This window comes from Nocardia sp. 2TAF39 (genome assembly GCF_052114905.1).
In the GTDB taxonomy this organism is placed as follows: Bacteria; Actinomycetota; Actinomycetes; order Mycobacteriales; family Mycobacteriaceae; genus Nocardia.
In genome coordinates this window covers 1-17020 of sequence record NZ_JBFRFQ010000011.1, presented here as the reverse complement: position 1 = coordinate 17020, position 17020 = coordinate 1, and the positions used below count along the sequence as shown (strand labels likewise).

12 protein-coding genes and 1 pseudogene are annotated in these 17020 nt (G+C 67.6%); 11 read left to right on the top strand and 2 right to left on the bottom strand.

Translation table 11 applies throughout. The features are described from left to right. Positions 1–7: 7 nt before the first annotated feature. The gene (locus tag AB4Z47_RS08890; protein ID WP_441949424.1) at positions 8–904 is read left to right on the top strand and encodes a nuclease-related domain-containing protein; all 897 of its coding nucleotides are present in this window, start codon (positions 8–10) and stop codon (positions 902–904) included. Between the two features lie 111 nt (positions 905–1015). After that, positions 1016–1504: pseudogene (locus tag AB4Z47_RS08885) on the top strand (phosphatase PAP2 family protein); the annotation flags it as partial. 58 nt (positions 1505–1562) lie between these two features. Here the strand turns inward: AB4Z47_RS08885 and AB4Z47_RS08880 are convergent. Next, positions 1563–3494, bottom strand: coding sequence for an acyl-CoA dehydrogenase family protein (locus tag AB4Z47_RS08880; protein ID WP_441949422.1), 1932 nt, complete (start codon positions 3492–3494; stop codon positions 1563–1565). Positions 3495–3594: 100 nt separating this feature from the next. Between AB4Z47_RS08880 and AB4Z47_RS08875 the strand changes: the two genes are divergently transcribed. The 4 genes from AB4Z47_RS08875 (at position 3595) to AB4Z47_RS08860 (ending at position 8885) form a co-directional block, all read left to right on the top strand. After that, positions 3595–4248 carry a TetR family transcriptional regulator gene (locus tag AB4Z47_RS08875; protein WP_441949421.1) on the top strand — a complete coding sequence of 218 codons (654 nt, stop codon included), beginning with the start codon at positions 3595–3597 and terminating at the stop codon, positions 4246–4248. Then, a complete protein-coding gene (locus AB4Z47_RS08870) occupies positions 4248–5177 on the top strand; it encodes an ATP-binding cassette domain-containing protein (RefSeq protein WP_441949419.1) in 930 nt (309 codons plus the stop codon). The genes AB4Z47_RS08875 and AB4Z47_RS08870 overlap by 1 nt, the downstream gene beginning before the upstream one ends. Beyond that, complete coding sequence (locus AB4Z47_RS08865; protein ID WP_441949418.1) at positions 5174–6808, top strand: ABC transporter permease; 1635 nt, start codon at positions 5174–5176, stop codon at positions 6806–6808. Before AB4Z47_RS08870 ends, AB4Z47_RS08865 begins: the two co-directional genes overlap by 4 nt. Before the next feature lie 148 nt (positions 6809–6956). Continuing rightward, positions 6957–8885, top strand: a complete 1929-nt coding sequence (locus tag AB4Z47_RS08860) for a vWA domain-containing protein (protein WP_441949416.1) — start codon at positions 6957–6959, stop codon at positions 8883–8885. A gap of 11 nt (positions 8886–8896) precedes the next feature. Here AB4Z47_RS08860 and AB4Z47_RS08855 read toward each other — a convergent pair whose 3' ends face one another. Further along, positions 8897–9751: an LLM class F420-dependent oxidoreductase gene (locus AB4Z47_RS08855; protein ID WP_441949414.1), complete on the bottom strand. Its 855-nt coding sequence runs from the start codon at positions 9749–9751 to the stop codon at positions 8897–8899. 120 nt (positions 9752–9871) lie between these two features. Between AB4Z47_RS08855 and AB4Z47_RS08850 the strand changes: the two genes are divergently transcribed. The 5 genes from AB4Z47_RS08850 (at position 9872) to AB4Z47_RS08830 (ending at position 16573) form a co-directional block, all read left to right on the top strand. Continuing rightward, positions 9872–11410 (top strand): threonine/serine ThrE exporter family protein, encoded by a 1539-nt coding sequence (locus AB4Z47_RS08850; protein WP_441949413.1) that lies wholly within the window; start codon positions 9872–9874, stop codon positions 11408–11410. Between the two features lie 96 nt (positions 11411–11506). Beyond that, positions 11507–12163, top strand: a complete 657-nt coding sequence (locus AB4Z47_RS08845; protein ID WP_441949411.1) for a heme oxygenase (biliverdin-producing) — start codon at positions 11507–11509, stop codon at positions 12161–12163. A 145-nt stretch (positions 12164–12308) separates the two neighbouring features. Continuing rightward, positions 12309–14006 carry a bifunctional metallophosphatase/5'-nucleotidase gene (locus AB4Z47_RS08840; RefSeq protein ID WP_441949410.1) on the top strand — a complete coding sequence of 566 codons (1698 nt, stop codon included), beginning with the start codon at positions 12309–12311 and terminating at the stop codon, positions 14004–14006. Positions 14007–14308: 302 nt separating this feature from the next. Further along, the gene (locus AB4Z47_RS08835) at positions 14309–16336 is read left to right on the top strand and encodes an SDR family oxidoreductase (protein WP_441949408.1); all 2028 of its coding nucleotides are present in this window, start codon (positions 14309–14311) and stop codon (positions 16334–16336) included. 18 nt (positions 16337–16354) lie between these two features. After that, on the top strand, positions 16355–16573 hold the full coding sequence (locus tag AB4Z47_RS08830; protein WP_441949407.1) for a cold-shock protein: 219 nt from the start codon (positions 16355–16357) through the stop codon (positions 16571–16573). The last annotated feature ends 447 nt before the right edge of the window (positions 16574–17020 follow it).

The following is a 17020-nucleotide window of genomic DNA, read 5'->3' as shown; positions in this document are numbered from 1 at the left end:
GTCGCCAATGCTCGTGCGAGTCCAGAACGCCGCAGGCACAAATGCCGAGCGGGCGCTGATCGATTGGCTGCGCACCTGGAAGGATCCCGACACTCCGCACGGTGTCGCGACCATCAACTGCAGCCTGTTCCACCAGGACCGGCTGCACCAGTTCGATGCCGTGGTGTGGACGCCGACCAGCTGTGTGGTGATCGAGGCCGAGGCGCTCGTCGCCCGGCAGGACGGAGTGCTGGAGGTCCCGCTCAATGGCCCGTGGACGATCAACGGCGCGCCAGCCGCAATGGAGGGCCGCGATCGCGGCACACCCCTGGAGAGGTCCCGCGAACACACCTTCGCGCTGCAAAGCTGGCTCGCCGCCCGCAGCCTGGGGCAGCGAGCCGTCCACGGCCTCGCACTGATCGTCCCGCTGCGCGGCGCCGAGTTGCGGATCGAGCAGGCGTGGACCGATCCGAGCTTCGACGTCATCATCGGCGACGACGCCGGGCGGCTCCGGCACTACTTCGACGTGCTCGCCGAGGAGGAGAACTTCCTCTGGACGGCCAACGACGTCGCCGTCGCGTTCCGCGGTCTCGGTATCCTGCCCTATCTGCCCGCGCCGCAGGACCTGCTCAACGAAGGATTCCTCGGTCCGATCGATATCACGCTGTGGCACGGCGGACCGAACCAGGCGCAGGCCGAGGCCTATGCGGAGGAGCTGGCGCAGGCCGAACGGGACGCGCAGGCGTCCGCGTTCACGATCGAAGCCCCGTGGTACAGCCCGTGGAAGCTGTACCCGAGGGAGGCCGGCGATCTGGATCTCGGCCGCACATTCATGCGTACCCTTTTGGTGATCGGCATGGTCATCGGCTTCGTCTGGGTGCTGTGGTTCGTGGTCACCGCGATATCGACCTATGGCCCAGGCTGACCCGCTGACTATCGTCGAGCGGTGCTCGCAGTTCCGGAAAAATTGGTCCCAGGAAATGTCGTCCGGATCGGCGTCGCCGCGGTAGGAGCCGCCGTCACTGTCGCAGTGCCGATGACCCTGCCCGCCGACGGCGGTCCGTCCGCAGTCGATCGCGCGATCGCCGATCCCCTCCACTCGGCGCTCGACGCGAGACCCGGCGTGTACGAGGCGCTCGTCGTCCCGAGCAACGGTTACATCCTGCTCCCACTGCTGCTGCTGGCGTGCGCGTGGTTCGCGTACCGCGGTGACTTGCACCGCGCTGTGACGATGGCCATAGTGCCGGAACTCGCCGTCGCGGTGAACACCTGGTTGCTGAAACCGCTGTGGGGACGGCAGTGGCAGGACTATCTCGCCTACCCGAGCGGGCACACAGTCCACCTCGTCGCGATCGCCGGCACGTTCGTGCTGCTGGCCGACACACACCGCACGCGATGCGCGGTGTGCGCCATGGCGAGCCTGGCACTACTGGCGGCCGCTGCCGGGATGGTGGGCCTCGATTACCACCACCCGACCGATATCCTCGGCGGCGCCGCAGCGGCGATCGTGATGGTGATACTGCTGTGTTGGGCAGCCGAATTTCGGCGCGGCCGCAATTCCCGGCCCCGCGCCGGCGCTCGGACTACGTCCGGTCGTACACGCTCGCGTCGTCGAGCATGGCCGCACCTAGCATCGACTCGGGCACGCCCATCGCATCGACCAGGGCGGGCGCGTACGGACGCAGCCGGTCGACCAGCTCGTTCACACCCCGGCGCACCGCCTTCGCCCGGTCGACCGACATGAACCGGTGCATGATGTACCAGGCTTGGTTCTCCTCGATCGTCGAGTAGACGAACAGGTCGCACATCGAGTCGGCGAGCGCCCGCGCGTCCGGGTCCTCGATGTCCGCGATGCCCTCGATGAACGCCTCGAGCACCAACCGGTCGATATGCGCCGCGCCGGCGGCCAGGATGTGGTCCTGGGCGTTGTTGAACGCCTCGAACGGGCGAGTGTCCGCGGCCCGGGCGCGCAGCCGGTGTCCCGCGGTGCGGACCAGGTAGTCCTCCCGATCGGCGAACAGCTGCAGCTGCACCGCGCGACGCGACAGGTCCCCCTCGTCGATCGACTCGTCGCCGCGATCCTTGAGGGTTTGGATCAGCTGGCGCACGCCCGATCGCTTGCGCACCACATCGCCCGCCATGGTCGCGGCGAAGCGCACCCAGCCGAGCGCGTCCAGGTCGCGCACTTCGTCGGCGTAGGCGGTGAGCAGTTCCTTGGCCACCAACTGGGTGAGCACGACGTTGTCGCCCTCGAAGGTGGTGAACACGTCGGTGTCCGCCTTCAACGTGACGAGCCGGTTCTCGGTCAGATAGCCGGCGCCGCCGCACGCTTCGCGGCACTCCTGAATGGCACGGGTGGCGTGCTCGGTCTGCGCGACCTTCAGCCCCGCCGCGCGCTTCTCCAGCGCACGTTGCGCGCCCGGCTCGAGGTCCCGGCCGGTCTGCACCATATGCATCCGACGTACCAGGTCGTTCTGCGCGAACGCGAGCGCGTAGGACTTCGCGACCAGCGGCAGTAGGCGACGCTGGTGGCTGCGATAGTCCAGTAGCACCGTCTCCGCGCCGGTGTCCGGGTCGGCGAACTGGCGCCGCTTCAGTGCGTAACGCACCGCGATGCTCAGCGCCACCCGCGCACCGGCCGCCGCGGCGCCGCCGACGCTGACCCGACCGCGCACCAGCGTGCCCAGCGTGGTGAAGAACCGGCGGCTCGGATTCTCGATCTCGGAGCTGTAGGTGCCATCCGGCGCGACATCGGCGTAGCGGTTGAGCAGGTTCTCCCGGGGCACGCGCACGTGGTCGAAGACGATGCGCCCATTGTCGACACCGGGCAGGCCACCCTTGAGTCCGTCGTCGGAAGTGGTCACCCCGGGCAGGTCTGCGCCGCTCTCGTCGCGGATCGGCACCAGCAGGCAGTGCACACCCTTGTTCTCGCCATTGGTGATCAACTGCGCGAAAACCGCCGCCATTCTGGCGTGTTCGGCGGCGCCGCCGATATAGTCCTTGCGTGCCGACGGCGTCGGCGAGTGCACGACGAACTCCTCGGTCCGCGGATCATAGGTCGCCGTGGTCTCCAGATTCGCGACATCGCTGCCATGTCCGGACTCGGTCATGGCGAAGCAACCGAGCAGATCCAGCGAGATCAGCTGTTTGATGTACTCCCGGTGCCGTTCGCTGCCGAGATTCTCCACCGCGCCGCCGAACAATCCCCACTGCACACCTGACTTCACCCACAGCGACAGATCCGCGTAGGCCAGCATCTCCAGTCCGACCACCGCCGACCCCGGCTCGCCGGTTCCACCGTTCTCCCGCCGAAATCCCCGCTCGGCGTAGCCAATCGCGGCGATGGCACGCATCTGCTCGAGCACCCGCGCCCGCGCCGCCTTGTAGTCGAGGTAGGGGTCCCCGGTGAACTGCTTTCCCGCCAGCTGGATGCGAGCTTCGTCGCGGACCGCCGCCCAGGGGCCGTCGAGTGCCATGCGTAGGTGATCGGCCGTCGTTGCGGTGCCCGAGGTCATAACCCGACGATAGCCCGTACCGGGGCGGTAAAACGTTGACGCGTCATGTCCACCGAATCCCTTGCTAGAAGCTTGAACAAGCGTTTAATATACTGAACATGTGTTTAATCAACAGCCCGTTTCGCAAGGACCCGCCGACGATCTGACCACCGCGGCCCGCATCCGCGACGCCGCGATCGAGGTCTTCGGCGAACACGGATTCCAGGTCGGAGTCCGCACGATCGCCGCTACCGCCGGCGTCTCCCCCGGGTTGGTCAATCACCACTTCGGTTCCAAGGACGGCTTGCGCGGCGCCTGCGACGACCGTGTTCTACAACTGATCCGCGACGAGAGGTTCAAGGCGATCACGGCACCCTCCGTCGCGAAGGGCATGCTCAACGCCCTCGCCGAGATCGAGTCGTACGGACCGCTGGTCGCCTACATAGTGCGCAGTCTCCAGGCGGGCGGACCGATGGCGAAATCGCTGCTCGATCACATGGTTTCCGACGCCGAGGCGTACCTCGAACAGGGGGTCGAAGCGGGCGCGATCAAACCGAGTCGCGACTCGGCGGCACGCGCCAGATACCTGATATTGCTCAATGTCGGCGCCACCCTGCTGTACATGCAGATGCGCCGGCAACACGGCGAGAAGATCGATTACCGCAAGGCTGTTCGAGAACTCACCGAAGAACTCACCGCACCCGCCCTGGAGTTCTACACCCAGGGCCTCCTCACCGATCCAACGATCTTGGAGACATTCACCAAGGAGAACTGATGTCCGACGTCATCGAAGTCCACGATCTCCGCAAAACCTTCGGACACGTCACCGCACTCGACGGACTGAATCTCACTGTGACCGAAGACGAGATCCACGGATTCCTCGGACCCAACGGTGCAGGCAAGTCGACCACGATCCGGGTACTGCTCGGCATTCTGCGGGCCACCGCGGGCCGGGCTCGGCTCTTCGGCCGCGATCCGTGGGCCGACGCGGTCGCCCTGCACCACGAACTGGCTTATGTCCCCGGCGATGTCACGCTGTGGCCCTCGCTGTCCGGCGGCGAAACCATCGACCTGCTCGCCAGGATGCGGGGCGGCATCAATAAGCAACGCCGCGCCGAACTGATCGACCGCTTCGACCTCGACCCGCGCAAGAAGGCGCGCACCTATTCCAAGGGAAACCGCCAGAAAGTCGCGCTGATCTCCGCGCTGGCCTCCGACGTGCGCCTGCTGCTGCTCGATGAGCCGACCGCGGGCCTCGACCCGCTGATGGAGCAGGTCTTCCGGGAGTGCGTGAACGAGGCGAAGGAGCGCGGCACGACCGTCCTGCTGTCCAGCCACATCCTCTCCGAGGTCGAGGCGCTGTGTGACCGGGTGACCATCATTCGCGCCGGGCGCACAGTCGAGAGCGGCTCATTGTCGGACATGCGCCACCTCTCGCGCACTTCGATCACCGCCGAATTACTCGGCGAACCCGGCGATCTCAGCCGCATCCCCGGCGTGGAGGACATCGAGCGGGACGGCGCCACGCTGCGCTGCCAGGTCGAGGGCGAGCACCTCGGCGAGCTGATCCGGGTGCTCGGCGACACCGGCGTGCGCAGTCTGATCAGCGCTCCGCCCACGCTCGAGGAACTGTTCCTGCGGCACTACCACGTCGACGGCGAGACACCAGAGACCGCTGCGACCATCGGGAAGGTGCGAGCATGACCACCCCCACCACCGACCGCACCGCCGCGGCACCGGCATTCGGCGACTTCAGCGATTTCGCAGGCACCCGGCAGTTGCTGCGGTTATATCTGCGCCGGGACCGGATCGTGCTGCCGCTGTGGACGCTGCTGATCGGTTTGATGCCCGCTTTCCAGATCGCCAGCATCAAGGATCTGTACGACACCCAGGCCGAGCTCGACGGCTTCGCCAGAACCACGGCCGACAGCCCGGCGCTGCTCGCCATGTACGGCCCGGTGTTCAGCTCGCAGCTCGGTTCGATCGGCACCTGGAAAGCAGGAGCCATGTACACCATGATCGCCATCGCCACGGTACTGACGGTGATCCGGCACACCAGGGTCGAGGAGGAGACCGGGCGCGCGGAGCTGGTAGGCGCCACCAGCATCGGGCGGTTTGCCGGGCTCACCACCGCGCTGATCATGACCTATTCCGGCGCGCTGTTCGCCGGAATCGTGTGCGCCTTGTCGCTCTACGGCAACGATCTGCCTGGCGCGGGCTCGCTCGCCTTCGGCGCCGCTCTCGCGGCATCGGGCATCCTCTGGGGTTCCGTCGCCGCGGTGGCGGCCCAGGTGAGCGCGGGCGCGCGGGTGGCGCGCGGCGTGGCGTTCGGCACGCTCGGCGCCGCGTTCGCGCTGCGGGCCGTCGGCGACGCCGGAAACGGTGTGCTGTCCTGGTTTTCGCCGATCGGTTGGTGCCTGCAGATCCGGCCGTACGCGAGCGAGCGCTGGTGGGTGCTGATTCCGCTGTGCGCCGCTGCCGTGCTCGGGACCGCCGCCGCGTACGTACTGCTCGGCAACCGCGACACCGGCTCGGGGCTGCTCGCCGAGCGTCCTGGACCGCCGGCCGCGGCCCCCAGCCTGTCCGGCCCGCTCGGACTGGCCTGGCGGTTACAACGCGGCACGCTGCTGGCCTGGACCGTCGGCTTCACGCTCTATGGCCTGCTGATCGGCGGCGCGGTCAACAGCATCGGCGACATGCTCGACGGCAGCGCCACCATTCGCGACATCGTCACCCGGATGGGCGGCTCCGAGCAGTTGCAGCAGTCGTTCATCACCTATGCCGTTGCGATGCTCGCCGCGGCCGCGTCGGCCTACTCGATCTCCGCCGCCCTGCGGCTGCACGACGAGGAGTCCAGCGCACGCGTCGAGGCCACGCTGTCCGGCGCGGTCGGCCGCTCCCGATACGCGCTCAGCCATATCGGTTTCGCGGTACTCGGTCCTGCGGCAGCGCTGCTGGTCGCCGGTGCGTCGATCGGCGTCGTGTACGGCTCCTCGGCGGGCGATCTGGGTACGAAGTTGCCGCAGTCGATCGGCGCGGCGGCCGTGCAGCTGCCCGCGGTCTGGGTGGTCACCGGCATCGCGGTGGCCCTGTACGGTCTCGCGCCGCGGTTCACACCGGTGGCGTGGGGCGTGCTCAGCGCCATGGTGGTGCTCTACTTCGTCGGCTCCCTGGACGGGCTGCCGCAGTGGATGGTGGATCTGGTGCCTTACATCCATCCGCCGAAGCTGCCCGGTTCGGAGTTCCAGGCGCAGCCGGTGCTGTGGTTACTCGGAATCGCCGCGATCCTGCTCAGCGTCGGTGTCGCCGCCTTCCGCAGGCGCGACCTGCGCTGATCAGCCCGATCTTGTGGCCCGCGCGTTGTGCGGGCCACTTCCCGTGGTGGGGCAGTACGACTCGCGCCACGAAGACTCGAGCAATACGGTCGTCGGGAACCGTAGCGTGCCGTGTAATACAGCAGGCGATACACAATTGACGAGGACCATGCTGAGATTCACCACGTTCACCGCCGTGCTCACCACCTGCCTGATCGGTGCGGCACTCGCCGCTCCGAGCGCCTCGGCACAGCCGAACCACTCCGAACAGACCGTGCAGTACGCACCGACCATGCTGATTTTGGACGCCTCCGGATCGATGCAGCGGCCGGACCCGGCGGGCACCATGATGGACGCCGCCAAGACCGCGGTCCGCACGTTCGTCGACGCCGCGCCCGCCGAGTCGAAGGTGGGGCTCGTCACCTACGGCACCAGCACCGGCAACACCGAGGCGGAGAAAACCACGGGATGCCGGGACGTACAGATGTTGCACCGCCCCGACACCCTCGACCGGACCGCACTGATCTCCGCAGTCGACCGCATCCAGGCCCGCGGCTGGACCCCGATGGGCACCGCACTGCGCCAGGCCGCCGACGCTCTCCCCGGTTCCGGCCCACGCTCGGTCGTGCTGGTTTCCGACGGCGACGACACCTGCGCCCCGCCCGACCCGTGCGAGGTGGCGCGAGAGGTGAAGCAGCGCGGCGTCGACCTGATCATGCATGCGATCGGCTTCGCGGTGGACACCAAGGCCCGCGCCCAGCTGACCTGCATGGCACAGGCCACCGGCGGCACCTACACCGACGCGGCGGACGGCAACGCGCTGAAGCGGATCCTGCCCCGGGTGAGCGCCGCCGCGCTGCGCAACTATCAGGCCGCGGGCACGCCGATCACCGGCACCGCAGGCTACGACAGCGCACCCGTCGCCACACCCGGCCAGTACCTGGACACCATCGGCCAGCGGGAGACCCGGTACTGGGCAGTCGACGTTCCCGCCGGTGCCACCGCGTATTTCAGTGGTACCGTCTCCTTTCCGCGGCTGCCGGGCATCGGATCCGTCGATGACATCAACGTCCTCGACCTACGCGTGTACGGTGCGGACGGCCGGGACTGTAACGCCTTCGAATTCGAACAAGCCACCAGTTCCAGTGATGGCGTTGCGCTCACCGTCGCCAGCACCTGGGACGGAGCGACCAAGGAGCGCACGGGCAAAACGAGCGCCGACAAATGCACAGGGGGCGGCCGGTATTACTTCGCACTGAAGTGGGACAAGGTCTCCGCGGGAGTGCCCGAGCGACTACCCCTCGAACTGCTCGTCGGCATCGAGCCCGCGGTCACCGACGGCGGACCGGTGGCGGCGCTCCCGCCCACAAGCTTCAGCGAGCCCACCGGCACGGGCACGCCGGTTACCGGCGGGGGATCGTTCAACACCGCAGCCACACTCGACGGCGGCGGTCGCTACACCGACACCATCCAGCGGGGAGAGTTCGTGTTCTACCGGGTCCGGCTCGACTGGGGCCGCGGTCTGGCATATCAGGTGCATTTCGCGGGGAACGACCGACACGGACTCGACGACGTGTCCAATATCCGCACTACTCTCTACAGCCCGATCCGGGAGGCCATAGACTCCGATTTCACGTCGTACACCGGTAGTGACGAAGTGTTGCCAACGGACAAGGCGATAGCCACGGTGCCTATCCGCTACCACAACCGCGACGCCGGCCAGGCCGACATACGAAAGCAGTCCGTGGCCGGTTGGTACTACATCGCGGTGAAGGTTGGGTCCACGTTCACCGAGAAGGGACAACAACAGCCGCTATCCATTCGATTGGATCTCACCGTCACCGGCAATCAGGAGGGCGGGCCGCAGTATTCGACCAGCGTCGTCGACGGCGTCTTCGGCGAGAATTCCGCGCCGAAGCCCGGCAAATCCATGACGAGTGCGAGCGGCGGAACGAGCGCGGAAGCCACCGCCGAGGCGGAATCGTCGCAGAGCTGGGTCCTCCCCGCAGCGCTCGGCGCCGTCGTCGTGGTCGTGGTCGGCGTGATCGCGGGTTTGGTGGTGGTCCGCAGGCGAGGTCAGGGGCGAGGAACCCGATAGTGCCCGTGGTGTTATTGGGCTTCTTCGATTCCGAGTTTCCCCGCCAGCCGCATGAGGTAGGCCCTGACGTCGTCCGCTGACCGGTCGGGCAGTCCGAAAACCACTTCGGTGACGCCGAATTCGGCCCACTGCGTCAGCTGCGCCGCGTCGTGCCGACCGGCGAGGGCGACGATCTCGGGAGTGCCCGCGCGATCGTGCTCCCGCCAGATCCGATGCAGAAGTGCGATTTTGTCGCCCAGACCGTCCTCGGTGGGGGTCGTGATCCACCCGTCGGCGTTCTTCGCCAACCATGTGAAGGTCTTCTCGGTCCCGGCAGCACCGAGCAGCACCGGGATTCGCTTCCGCACCGGCTTGGGCCAGGACCAGCTGGCGCCGAAGGACACGAATTCCCCATCGAAGCTGGCTTCCTCCTCGGTCCACAGGGCCCGCATGGCGTCCAGATGCTCGCGCAGCACAGTCCTTCGCTTGCCCGCGGGCACGCCGTGGTGGGCCAGCTCGTCGGTGTTCCACCCGAATCCCACACCGAGGCTGACCCGGCCGCCGGACAGATGGTCCAGCGAGGCGATGGTCTTGGCCAGCGTGATCGGATGATGTTCGGCGGGCAGCGCCACCGCGGTGGACAACCCGATGCGACTGGTCACGGCGGCCGCCGCGCCGAGCGCCACCCAGGGGTCGAGGGTGCGCAGGTACCGGTCGTCGGGCAGGCTCGCGTCGCCGGTGCGCGGATGCGCCGCCGCGCGGACCACCGGGATATGGGTGTGCTCGGGCACATAGAACGTGTCGAAACCGGCACGTTCGGCGGCCACCGCCGCATCCGCGGGGCTGATTCCCCGATCGCTGGTGAACAACACGATTCCATACCGCACCGTACACGCTCCCATCGCCGAAATTAGAACAAGTTCTACCACGGTTGGCGAGACCGACCAAGAGCCTCCGCAAGACCGACACGCCCGCCGTGACGCGCCCGGATGCCAAGGACACGCACAATGACTAGGTTCGCGGTCATGGGTCCTGACGCATTTTCCGGAGGCGACATCACCGCCGAGCGAGTCGACCACCTCGGCTGGCGCCGTGGGCTCCGCCTGCGGCGGGCCCGCCGGATTCCCGTCGTCAGCCAAGCCGTCGGTTTGCTCGTCGCGGACCGTCAGGCGACCGCGGACACTATTGTCTCGGCGCCGACGCCGCTACAGCCGATCGACCTCACCGACGACGCCCGCGTCGCCGAGGTCCTCGATCTCGCGGTCCGCGTCGGCGAAGTGGTGCTCGCCTCCGGCACCGGCGTCGTCGACACCACGACGACGGTACGATTCATCGCCGCCACCTACGGCCTGTCCCGCTGCAGCGTTGATGTCACCTACGACGCCATCAGGATCTGGGCCGACCGCGGACGGCAGCTGCCACCGGCAAGCGCCGCTCGGATCGTGCATTACCGGTCCCTGGATTTCACGCGCCTCGCCGCGGTAGACCGGCTGACCCGACGGATCCGCAACGAGCTGATCCCACCGGACGAGGCGCGCGCCGCTCTCGACGCGATCACCTCGGCCCCGCACCCCTATCAGCGCTGGACCGCCACCTTCGCCTGGTCGCTCATGGCGGCGGCGATCGCGGCACTGCTCGGCGGCGGCGCCCTCGTCGCGGCCGTCAGTTTCGCCAGCACCGCGGCGATCGACCGCACCAACCGGGTGCTCAATCGCTACGGCCTGCCGTTCTTCTTCCAGCACGTGGTCGGCGGCGCGATCGCGGCGATACCGGCCATCGTGCTGGCCACCCTGGCCGCCCGGCTGCACATCGACGTCGACCCCACCCTGATCATCGCGGCGGGAATCACCGTGCTGCTCAGTGGATTACAACTGGTCGGCTCGGTACAGGACGCGATCACCGGCGCGCCCATCACCGCGACCGCCCGCATGCTCGAGGTGATGATGATGACCGGCGGGATCATCGCGGGTATCGCGCTGACGCTGCGCATCGCCGATCTGGTCGACGCCACCGTGCCGCCGGTCTACCTCAGCTCCGCCCGCGACATCACCGACCTGCCGATGAAGATCATGGCGGGCGCCATCGCGGCGCTGGCCTTCGCGCTCGCCTGCTATGCCGAACGTCGCGCCCTCGCCGCCGCCGCGGGCAGCGGCGCCGCGGGCACCATCTGCTTCCTGCTCGCGCAACAAGCCGGGTTCGGTCCGGTGATCTCCTCCGCCGTCGCCGCGACGCTGGTCGGCCTGGCCGGTGGTCTGATGGCCCGCCGGGCGCTGACTCCTCCGCTGGTCGTCGCGGTCGCGGGCATCACCCCGCTGCTACCCGGTCTCAAGGTCTATCGAGGTTTGTCCGCGCTACTCAACGACGAACTGTTGATCGGAGCCAACCAACTACTCGCGGCGGTCGGCGTCGGCTGCGCGCTGGCGGCGGGCGTCACCCTCGGCGAATGGTTCGACCGGACCGTCCGCCGGCCACAGATACTGCGGCGATTCGGCTCGCTGCGCCGCCCGACCGTGCGGCGTCGCCGCCGGTCGGCGCCGGTTCAGTGAACGGCAAGATACGTATAAGACCCGCACCCACCCGGTACCCTCGTATCGGTTGATCGGGTAGCCGAATATTGTGGCCAAGGGGAGGTGGTTCGGGACATGGCGCAGGCAGTCCCATTCTCGACCCAGATTCGCCGCGCCACCGAGCGGCAGCACGCGGAGGCGGAAAGCTCCCGGTTCATGAGCGACATGCTCGGCGGAGCGCTCGGCGTCGATTCGTATCACCGCTACACCGCCCAGCTCTGGTTCATCTATCGCGCGCTCGAGGGCCGCTCGGACGCGCTGGCCGACGACCCGATCGCCGGACCGTTCATCCGGCCCGAGCTCGCGCGCACCGTCGAACTCGAGCGCGACCTCGCCCACCTCATCGGTTCCGAGTGGTGCGCAGGCCTCGAACCGCTGCCCGCGACCGCCGCCTACGCCGAGCGTATCGACGAGTGCGCCCGTAACTGGCCCGCCGGCTACATCGCCCACCACTACACCCGCTACCTCGGTGACCTATCCGGCGGACAGGTCATCCGCGGCACCGCGGAGAAGCTGTGGAACCTGTCCCACCGCGGCGACGGTGTGCGCTTCTACGTGTTCGACGGCGTCGGCAACCCGGCGGCGTTCAAGCGGGAGTATCGCGGCCTGCTCGACCGGCTGCCACTCGACGATCTGGAGCGCCGCCGCATGCTCGATGAGGGCCGGCGCGCCTTCGCGATGAACACCGCGGTCTTCCAGGAGTTGGCCGAGCAGTTCCCGGCCGCCCAGTAGGCGGCGTCCCGCCGCGGCGGGTGACAGAGACCCGGAGAATCAATCGACCCGGGCCGTGGCTGCGAACAGCGAGTCGGGGTCCCTTCGGCGGGTGCGGATTCCGCAGTGCCCGGCGTGGACAGACGCGGCGTGAGACAGTCGTGACATGAGAGCGCGCCGTCGTATCGCCGTGGTTCTTGTCGGTCTTGTGGGTCTGGTCGGGGGATGCGGCCGGACGTCCGATGCCGGCGGAGGGCCTGCCTCCTCGACGGCGCTACGAGTGGTGCCATTGGTTTCGACGAATGATCTGCCTGCGCCGCATCCCGACGAGGTGCACCTGTTCGGCTTCAACGACCTGCACGGAAACTTACAGCCGCCGGGCGGGTCGACCGGGAAGATCGCGGGATACGACGCGGGCGGGGCGGCGTATCTCGCCACCCACCTGGGGCGCTTGCAGGCCGCGTATCCGGCGAGCGCCGTGGTGGCGGCCGGAGACAACATCGGGGCCAGTCCCCTGATCTCCGGGCTGTTCCACGACGAGCCGACTATCACCTTCATGAACAGCGTCGGGGTGGCCGCGTCGTCGGTGGGCAACCACGAATTCGACGACGGTGTAGTGGAACTGGGGCGGATCCAGCAGGGCGGTTGCGCCCCGGACGGCTGCTCGCCCGGTGCGCCGTTCACGGGCGCGAGATTCCCGTATCTGGCCGCGAATGTTGCGGACGCGCGAGGCGACCTGCCGCCCGCGCTGCGCCCGTGGATACTGCTCCGGGTGGGCGGGCACAAGATCGGCATAGTTGGGACGGTCACGCCCGACACGGCGAATATTGTTCTGCCCGAAGGCATTCGCGGTTACACCTTTGGCGACGAAGCCGACGCGGTCAACCGCTACGTGCCCGAGGTGAAGGCGGCGGGCGCGGAGACGATCGTGGCCCTGATACATGATGGTGGCGTCCAGCGACCGGGCAAGGACGCACCACTCGACTACAACGGATGCGCCGACATCACACCGAACGTCACCGGTATTGCCGAGCGGGTCGACCAGGCGGTGCGCGCGGTGATCACCGGCCACAGCCATCAGCCCTACGTGTGCACGATCGGCGGGAAGGTGGTGACTCAGGCCGCTTCGTACGGGCGGCTCATCACCGACATCACCCTGCGCTTCGGCGCCGACGGGGTGCAGGCTTCCGCGATCAACCGAGTAGTGTCTCGCGAAGTCACACCGGACACCTCGACAAACGCGCTCATCGACTTCTTCACCGAGCAGTCCCGCTCCCGCGCCGACCGCGTAGTCGGCGCGACCGCGGACACTCTTCCGCACGAACCGGGCCCTGCGGGTACGTCACCGCTCGGTGACGTGATCGCCGATTCCATGCTGTCGGTCACCGCGGGCCCCGCGGCGGCCGTCGCCGCGTTCATGAATCCTGGGGGTGTGCGCGCCGATCTGGAGGCTGGTCCGATCACCTACGGCGACATCTTCACCGTGCAGCCGTTCGGCAACCAGGTCGTCACGCGCACGCTCACCGGTACTCAGATCCTGCGCCTGCTCGAACAGCAGTGGGCCGATGTGAGCAAGCCGACTGTCCTGTCCCTCGCCGGCATCACCTACACCTACTCCGACACGGCCCCCACGGGCGCGAAGGTGATCGCCGACAGCGTCCGCGTCGCGGGACAGCCGCTCAACCCGGTCGCTGCCTACCGCATCACCACCAACAGCTTCCTCGCCTCCGGCGGCGACGGTTTCACCGTTTTCGCAGAGGGAACCGACAATGCCCCGGGCCCAACGGATTTGGATGCCTTCGAAGCGTTTCTCCGCGACAGACCGCCGCTGCAGGCGCCCCCCGCCCGGGTCGAGAAGAAGTAGCGGCACCGAAACGCCGCCAGATTACTGGACACTCGACCAGAATTCGGATAACTGGAAATCTTTGTAACACACACCCTTTGACCTGGGCAGACGGTGACCATTCCCACAGCCAGACCGGACCATGATCGCTTGCTCGCATTACGCGCGGTCGGTTACTGTTCAGTAATAAGTCAGGACGAAGGTGTTCCTACTTTCGGCCCGACGGACTGTCATGGGGGCCGAATCCAAGCTGTCCGCATCCACTGCCGCATGCCGGATGACTTGTGCGACAACATGGTTCGAGCGAACGGCAGGAGAGGGCGATGGCTTCCTACATCGTTACAGGCGGTACCGGATTCTTGGGCCGGCGGGTGGTGCAGGATCTCCTGGATCGCGATCCCGAGGCGATCGTGCACGTGCTGGTGCGCGAGGCCTCGCTGGCGAAATTCACCGAACTCGCAGCGGGTTGGCATGGCGGCGAGCGCGTCTTCGCGCTGATCGGCGACCTCACCGCCGACGGACTCGGCCTGGCCTGCGAAGCGCCGCCGGCCGACCACATCATCCACCTCGGCGCCGTCTACGACATGACCGCCGACGAGGACACCGCGCACGCCGCGAACGTCGCGGGCACCCGCTCGGTCCTGGCGCTGGCCCGCGAGTTGGACGCGGTACTGCACCACGTCTCCTCCGTCGCCGTGGCGGGCGATCACAAAGGCAAGTTCTTCGAAGAGGACTTCGATCTCGGACAGCAGCTGACCTCGCCGTATCACCGCACAAAATTCGTCGCCGAGAAGCTCGTTCGCGAGTCGCGCGGCGTGCGCTGGCGGGTGTACCGGCCCGCGATCATCGTGGGCGATTCCCGCACCGGCGAGATGGACAAGATCGACGGCCCGTACTATTTCTTCGCCGCCATCGCCAAGCTCGGCGCACTGCCGACCGACCTGCCGGTACCTCTGCCCGATCTCGGCGCGACCAATATCGTCCCGGTCGACTACGTCTCCGCCGCCATGGTCGAGCTGGTCCGCCGCCCCGGCCTGGACGGCCGCACGTTCCACCTGGTCAACCCGGTGCCGCAGCCGTTCAGCGAGATCTATGGCGCACTCGCCGCCGCGGCGGGCGCACCCTCCGGCGTCGGCCCGGTGCCCGGCAGCGGCCTCGCACTCAGCGGGCTCGCGCAGATCCCCGGCGTCCCCGCCATACGCGATTTCCTGTTGGAGCAGTTGGGCATTCCCGCCGAGGTCGCGCCGCACACGTCGTTCTCGGCCGATTTCATCAGTGATTCCACCCGCGCCCAGCTGCGCGGCGCAGGCCTGACCGTGCCGTCGTTCGACAGCTACGCCGAGCGCCTGTGGCAGTACTGGCGCGACCATCTCGATCCGCAGCGCGGCCGCGTGTCCCTCACCGGTGATCCGCTCGCGGGCCGGGTCGTTCTCATCACGGGCGCCTCCTCCGGCATCGGTCTGGCCACCGCGCACGCGGTCGCCCGGCGCGGCGCCACGGTGCTCATGGTCGCGCGCGGACATGACGACTTGGCCGCCGCCGCCGACGCGGTGCGCGTGGAAGGCGGTGTGGCGCATGCCTATCCCTGCGATATCACCGACTCCGAGGCGGTCGAGAAGCTCGTGCAGTGCGTGCTCGACGACCACGGCCACGTCGACTACCTGGTGAACAACGCCGGCCGCTCGATCCGTCGTTCCGTGCTGAACTCGACCGACCGGATGCACGATTTCGAGCGCACCATGGCGGTGAACTACTTCGGCGCTGTGCGGCTCATCCTCGGATTGCTTCCGTCGATGCGGGCACGCCACTTCGGACATGTGGTCAACATCTCCTCGATCGCGGTGCAGACCAAGGTGCCCCGGTTCGCCGCGTATGTGGCGAGCAAGTCGGCGCTGGACAACTTCAGCGAGATCGCTGCGGTCGAGAACCGTGATGCCGGAGTCACGTTCACCTCGGTGCGGATGCCGCTGGTGCGCACACCGATGATCGCGCCGACCGACCTGTACCGTGCGCTTCCGGTTCCCGACCCGGAGCGGGCGGCCGCCATCGTGATCCGCGCGCTGGAGGACCGTCCGCATCGGATCGACACCCCGGTCGGCACTTTCGCCCAAGCGGTCGAGCTGCTGATGCCGTCGGTGAAGCGCCGGATCATGCACCAGGGCTTCCGCCTGTTCGGGGAATCCCGCGCGGCGCAAGGCGACACGGACCCCGCGACCATGAAGCCCGCCGCTGCGGACGCGCGGCACAGCCGCATGCCCCTCGCTGTGCTCGCCCCGGTCATCATGCCGCTCATGGCCCTGCCCGGGCCCGCGGCGCGCGTCGCCCGCATCGTCCCGGGGTTGCAGTGGTAGGCACGGGATGATCGGACGATGACCGAAGGCATTGTCAAGTTCTTCCGCGCCGAGAAAGGCTGGGGCGCCATCGCGTCGGCCGAGTTGCCCGACGGGCACGACGCATGGGTGCACTATTCCGCCATCGAGGACACGGGGTTCCGGGCACTGCAGGCGGGCGATCGCGTCGAATTCCACTACGAGGCCGCCAGACAGGACAGCTTTCGTTTTCGAGCCACCCGAGTCAGGAAGCTGTGAGCCCGGCACAAGTGACTCCCGCACACAACGGTGGTGGCCGATAGGCCACCACCGCGCGCGAATTTCCCGGTTCGGGTTTCACACCCGGCGCGTCGCGAACTCCACGGCAGGCCACATGGCCCACCCATAGTTCGTGAGCGCGATCGGGTCGATCCCGCCGTCGCCGGGTGACGCCTGTCAGAGGCAATCACCCGGCTATATACGCGAAAGTAAGAATGCGCCTGGAAGGCGTCAAGGAAATCGACCCGACCGATACGGACTCAGCGCCGAATCGTGTTCTGCGGCACTTTTCCTAAGACCGTGTCTTACGTGGTTGTGATTCGGTTCTGCTGCGTCGGATCCGGTTGTGCTGCATGATGTTCGACTTGTGGTAGACGAGTTGTCGAAACGCCTTGTCCCGGACGAGTTGTGGGCTCTGGCCGAGCCGCTGTTACCGGAATTCAATTC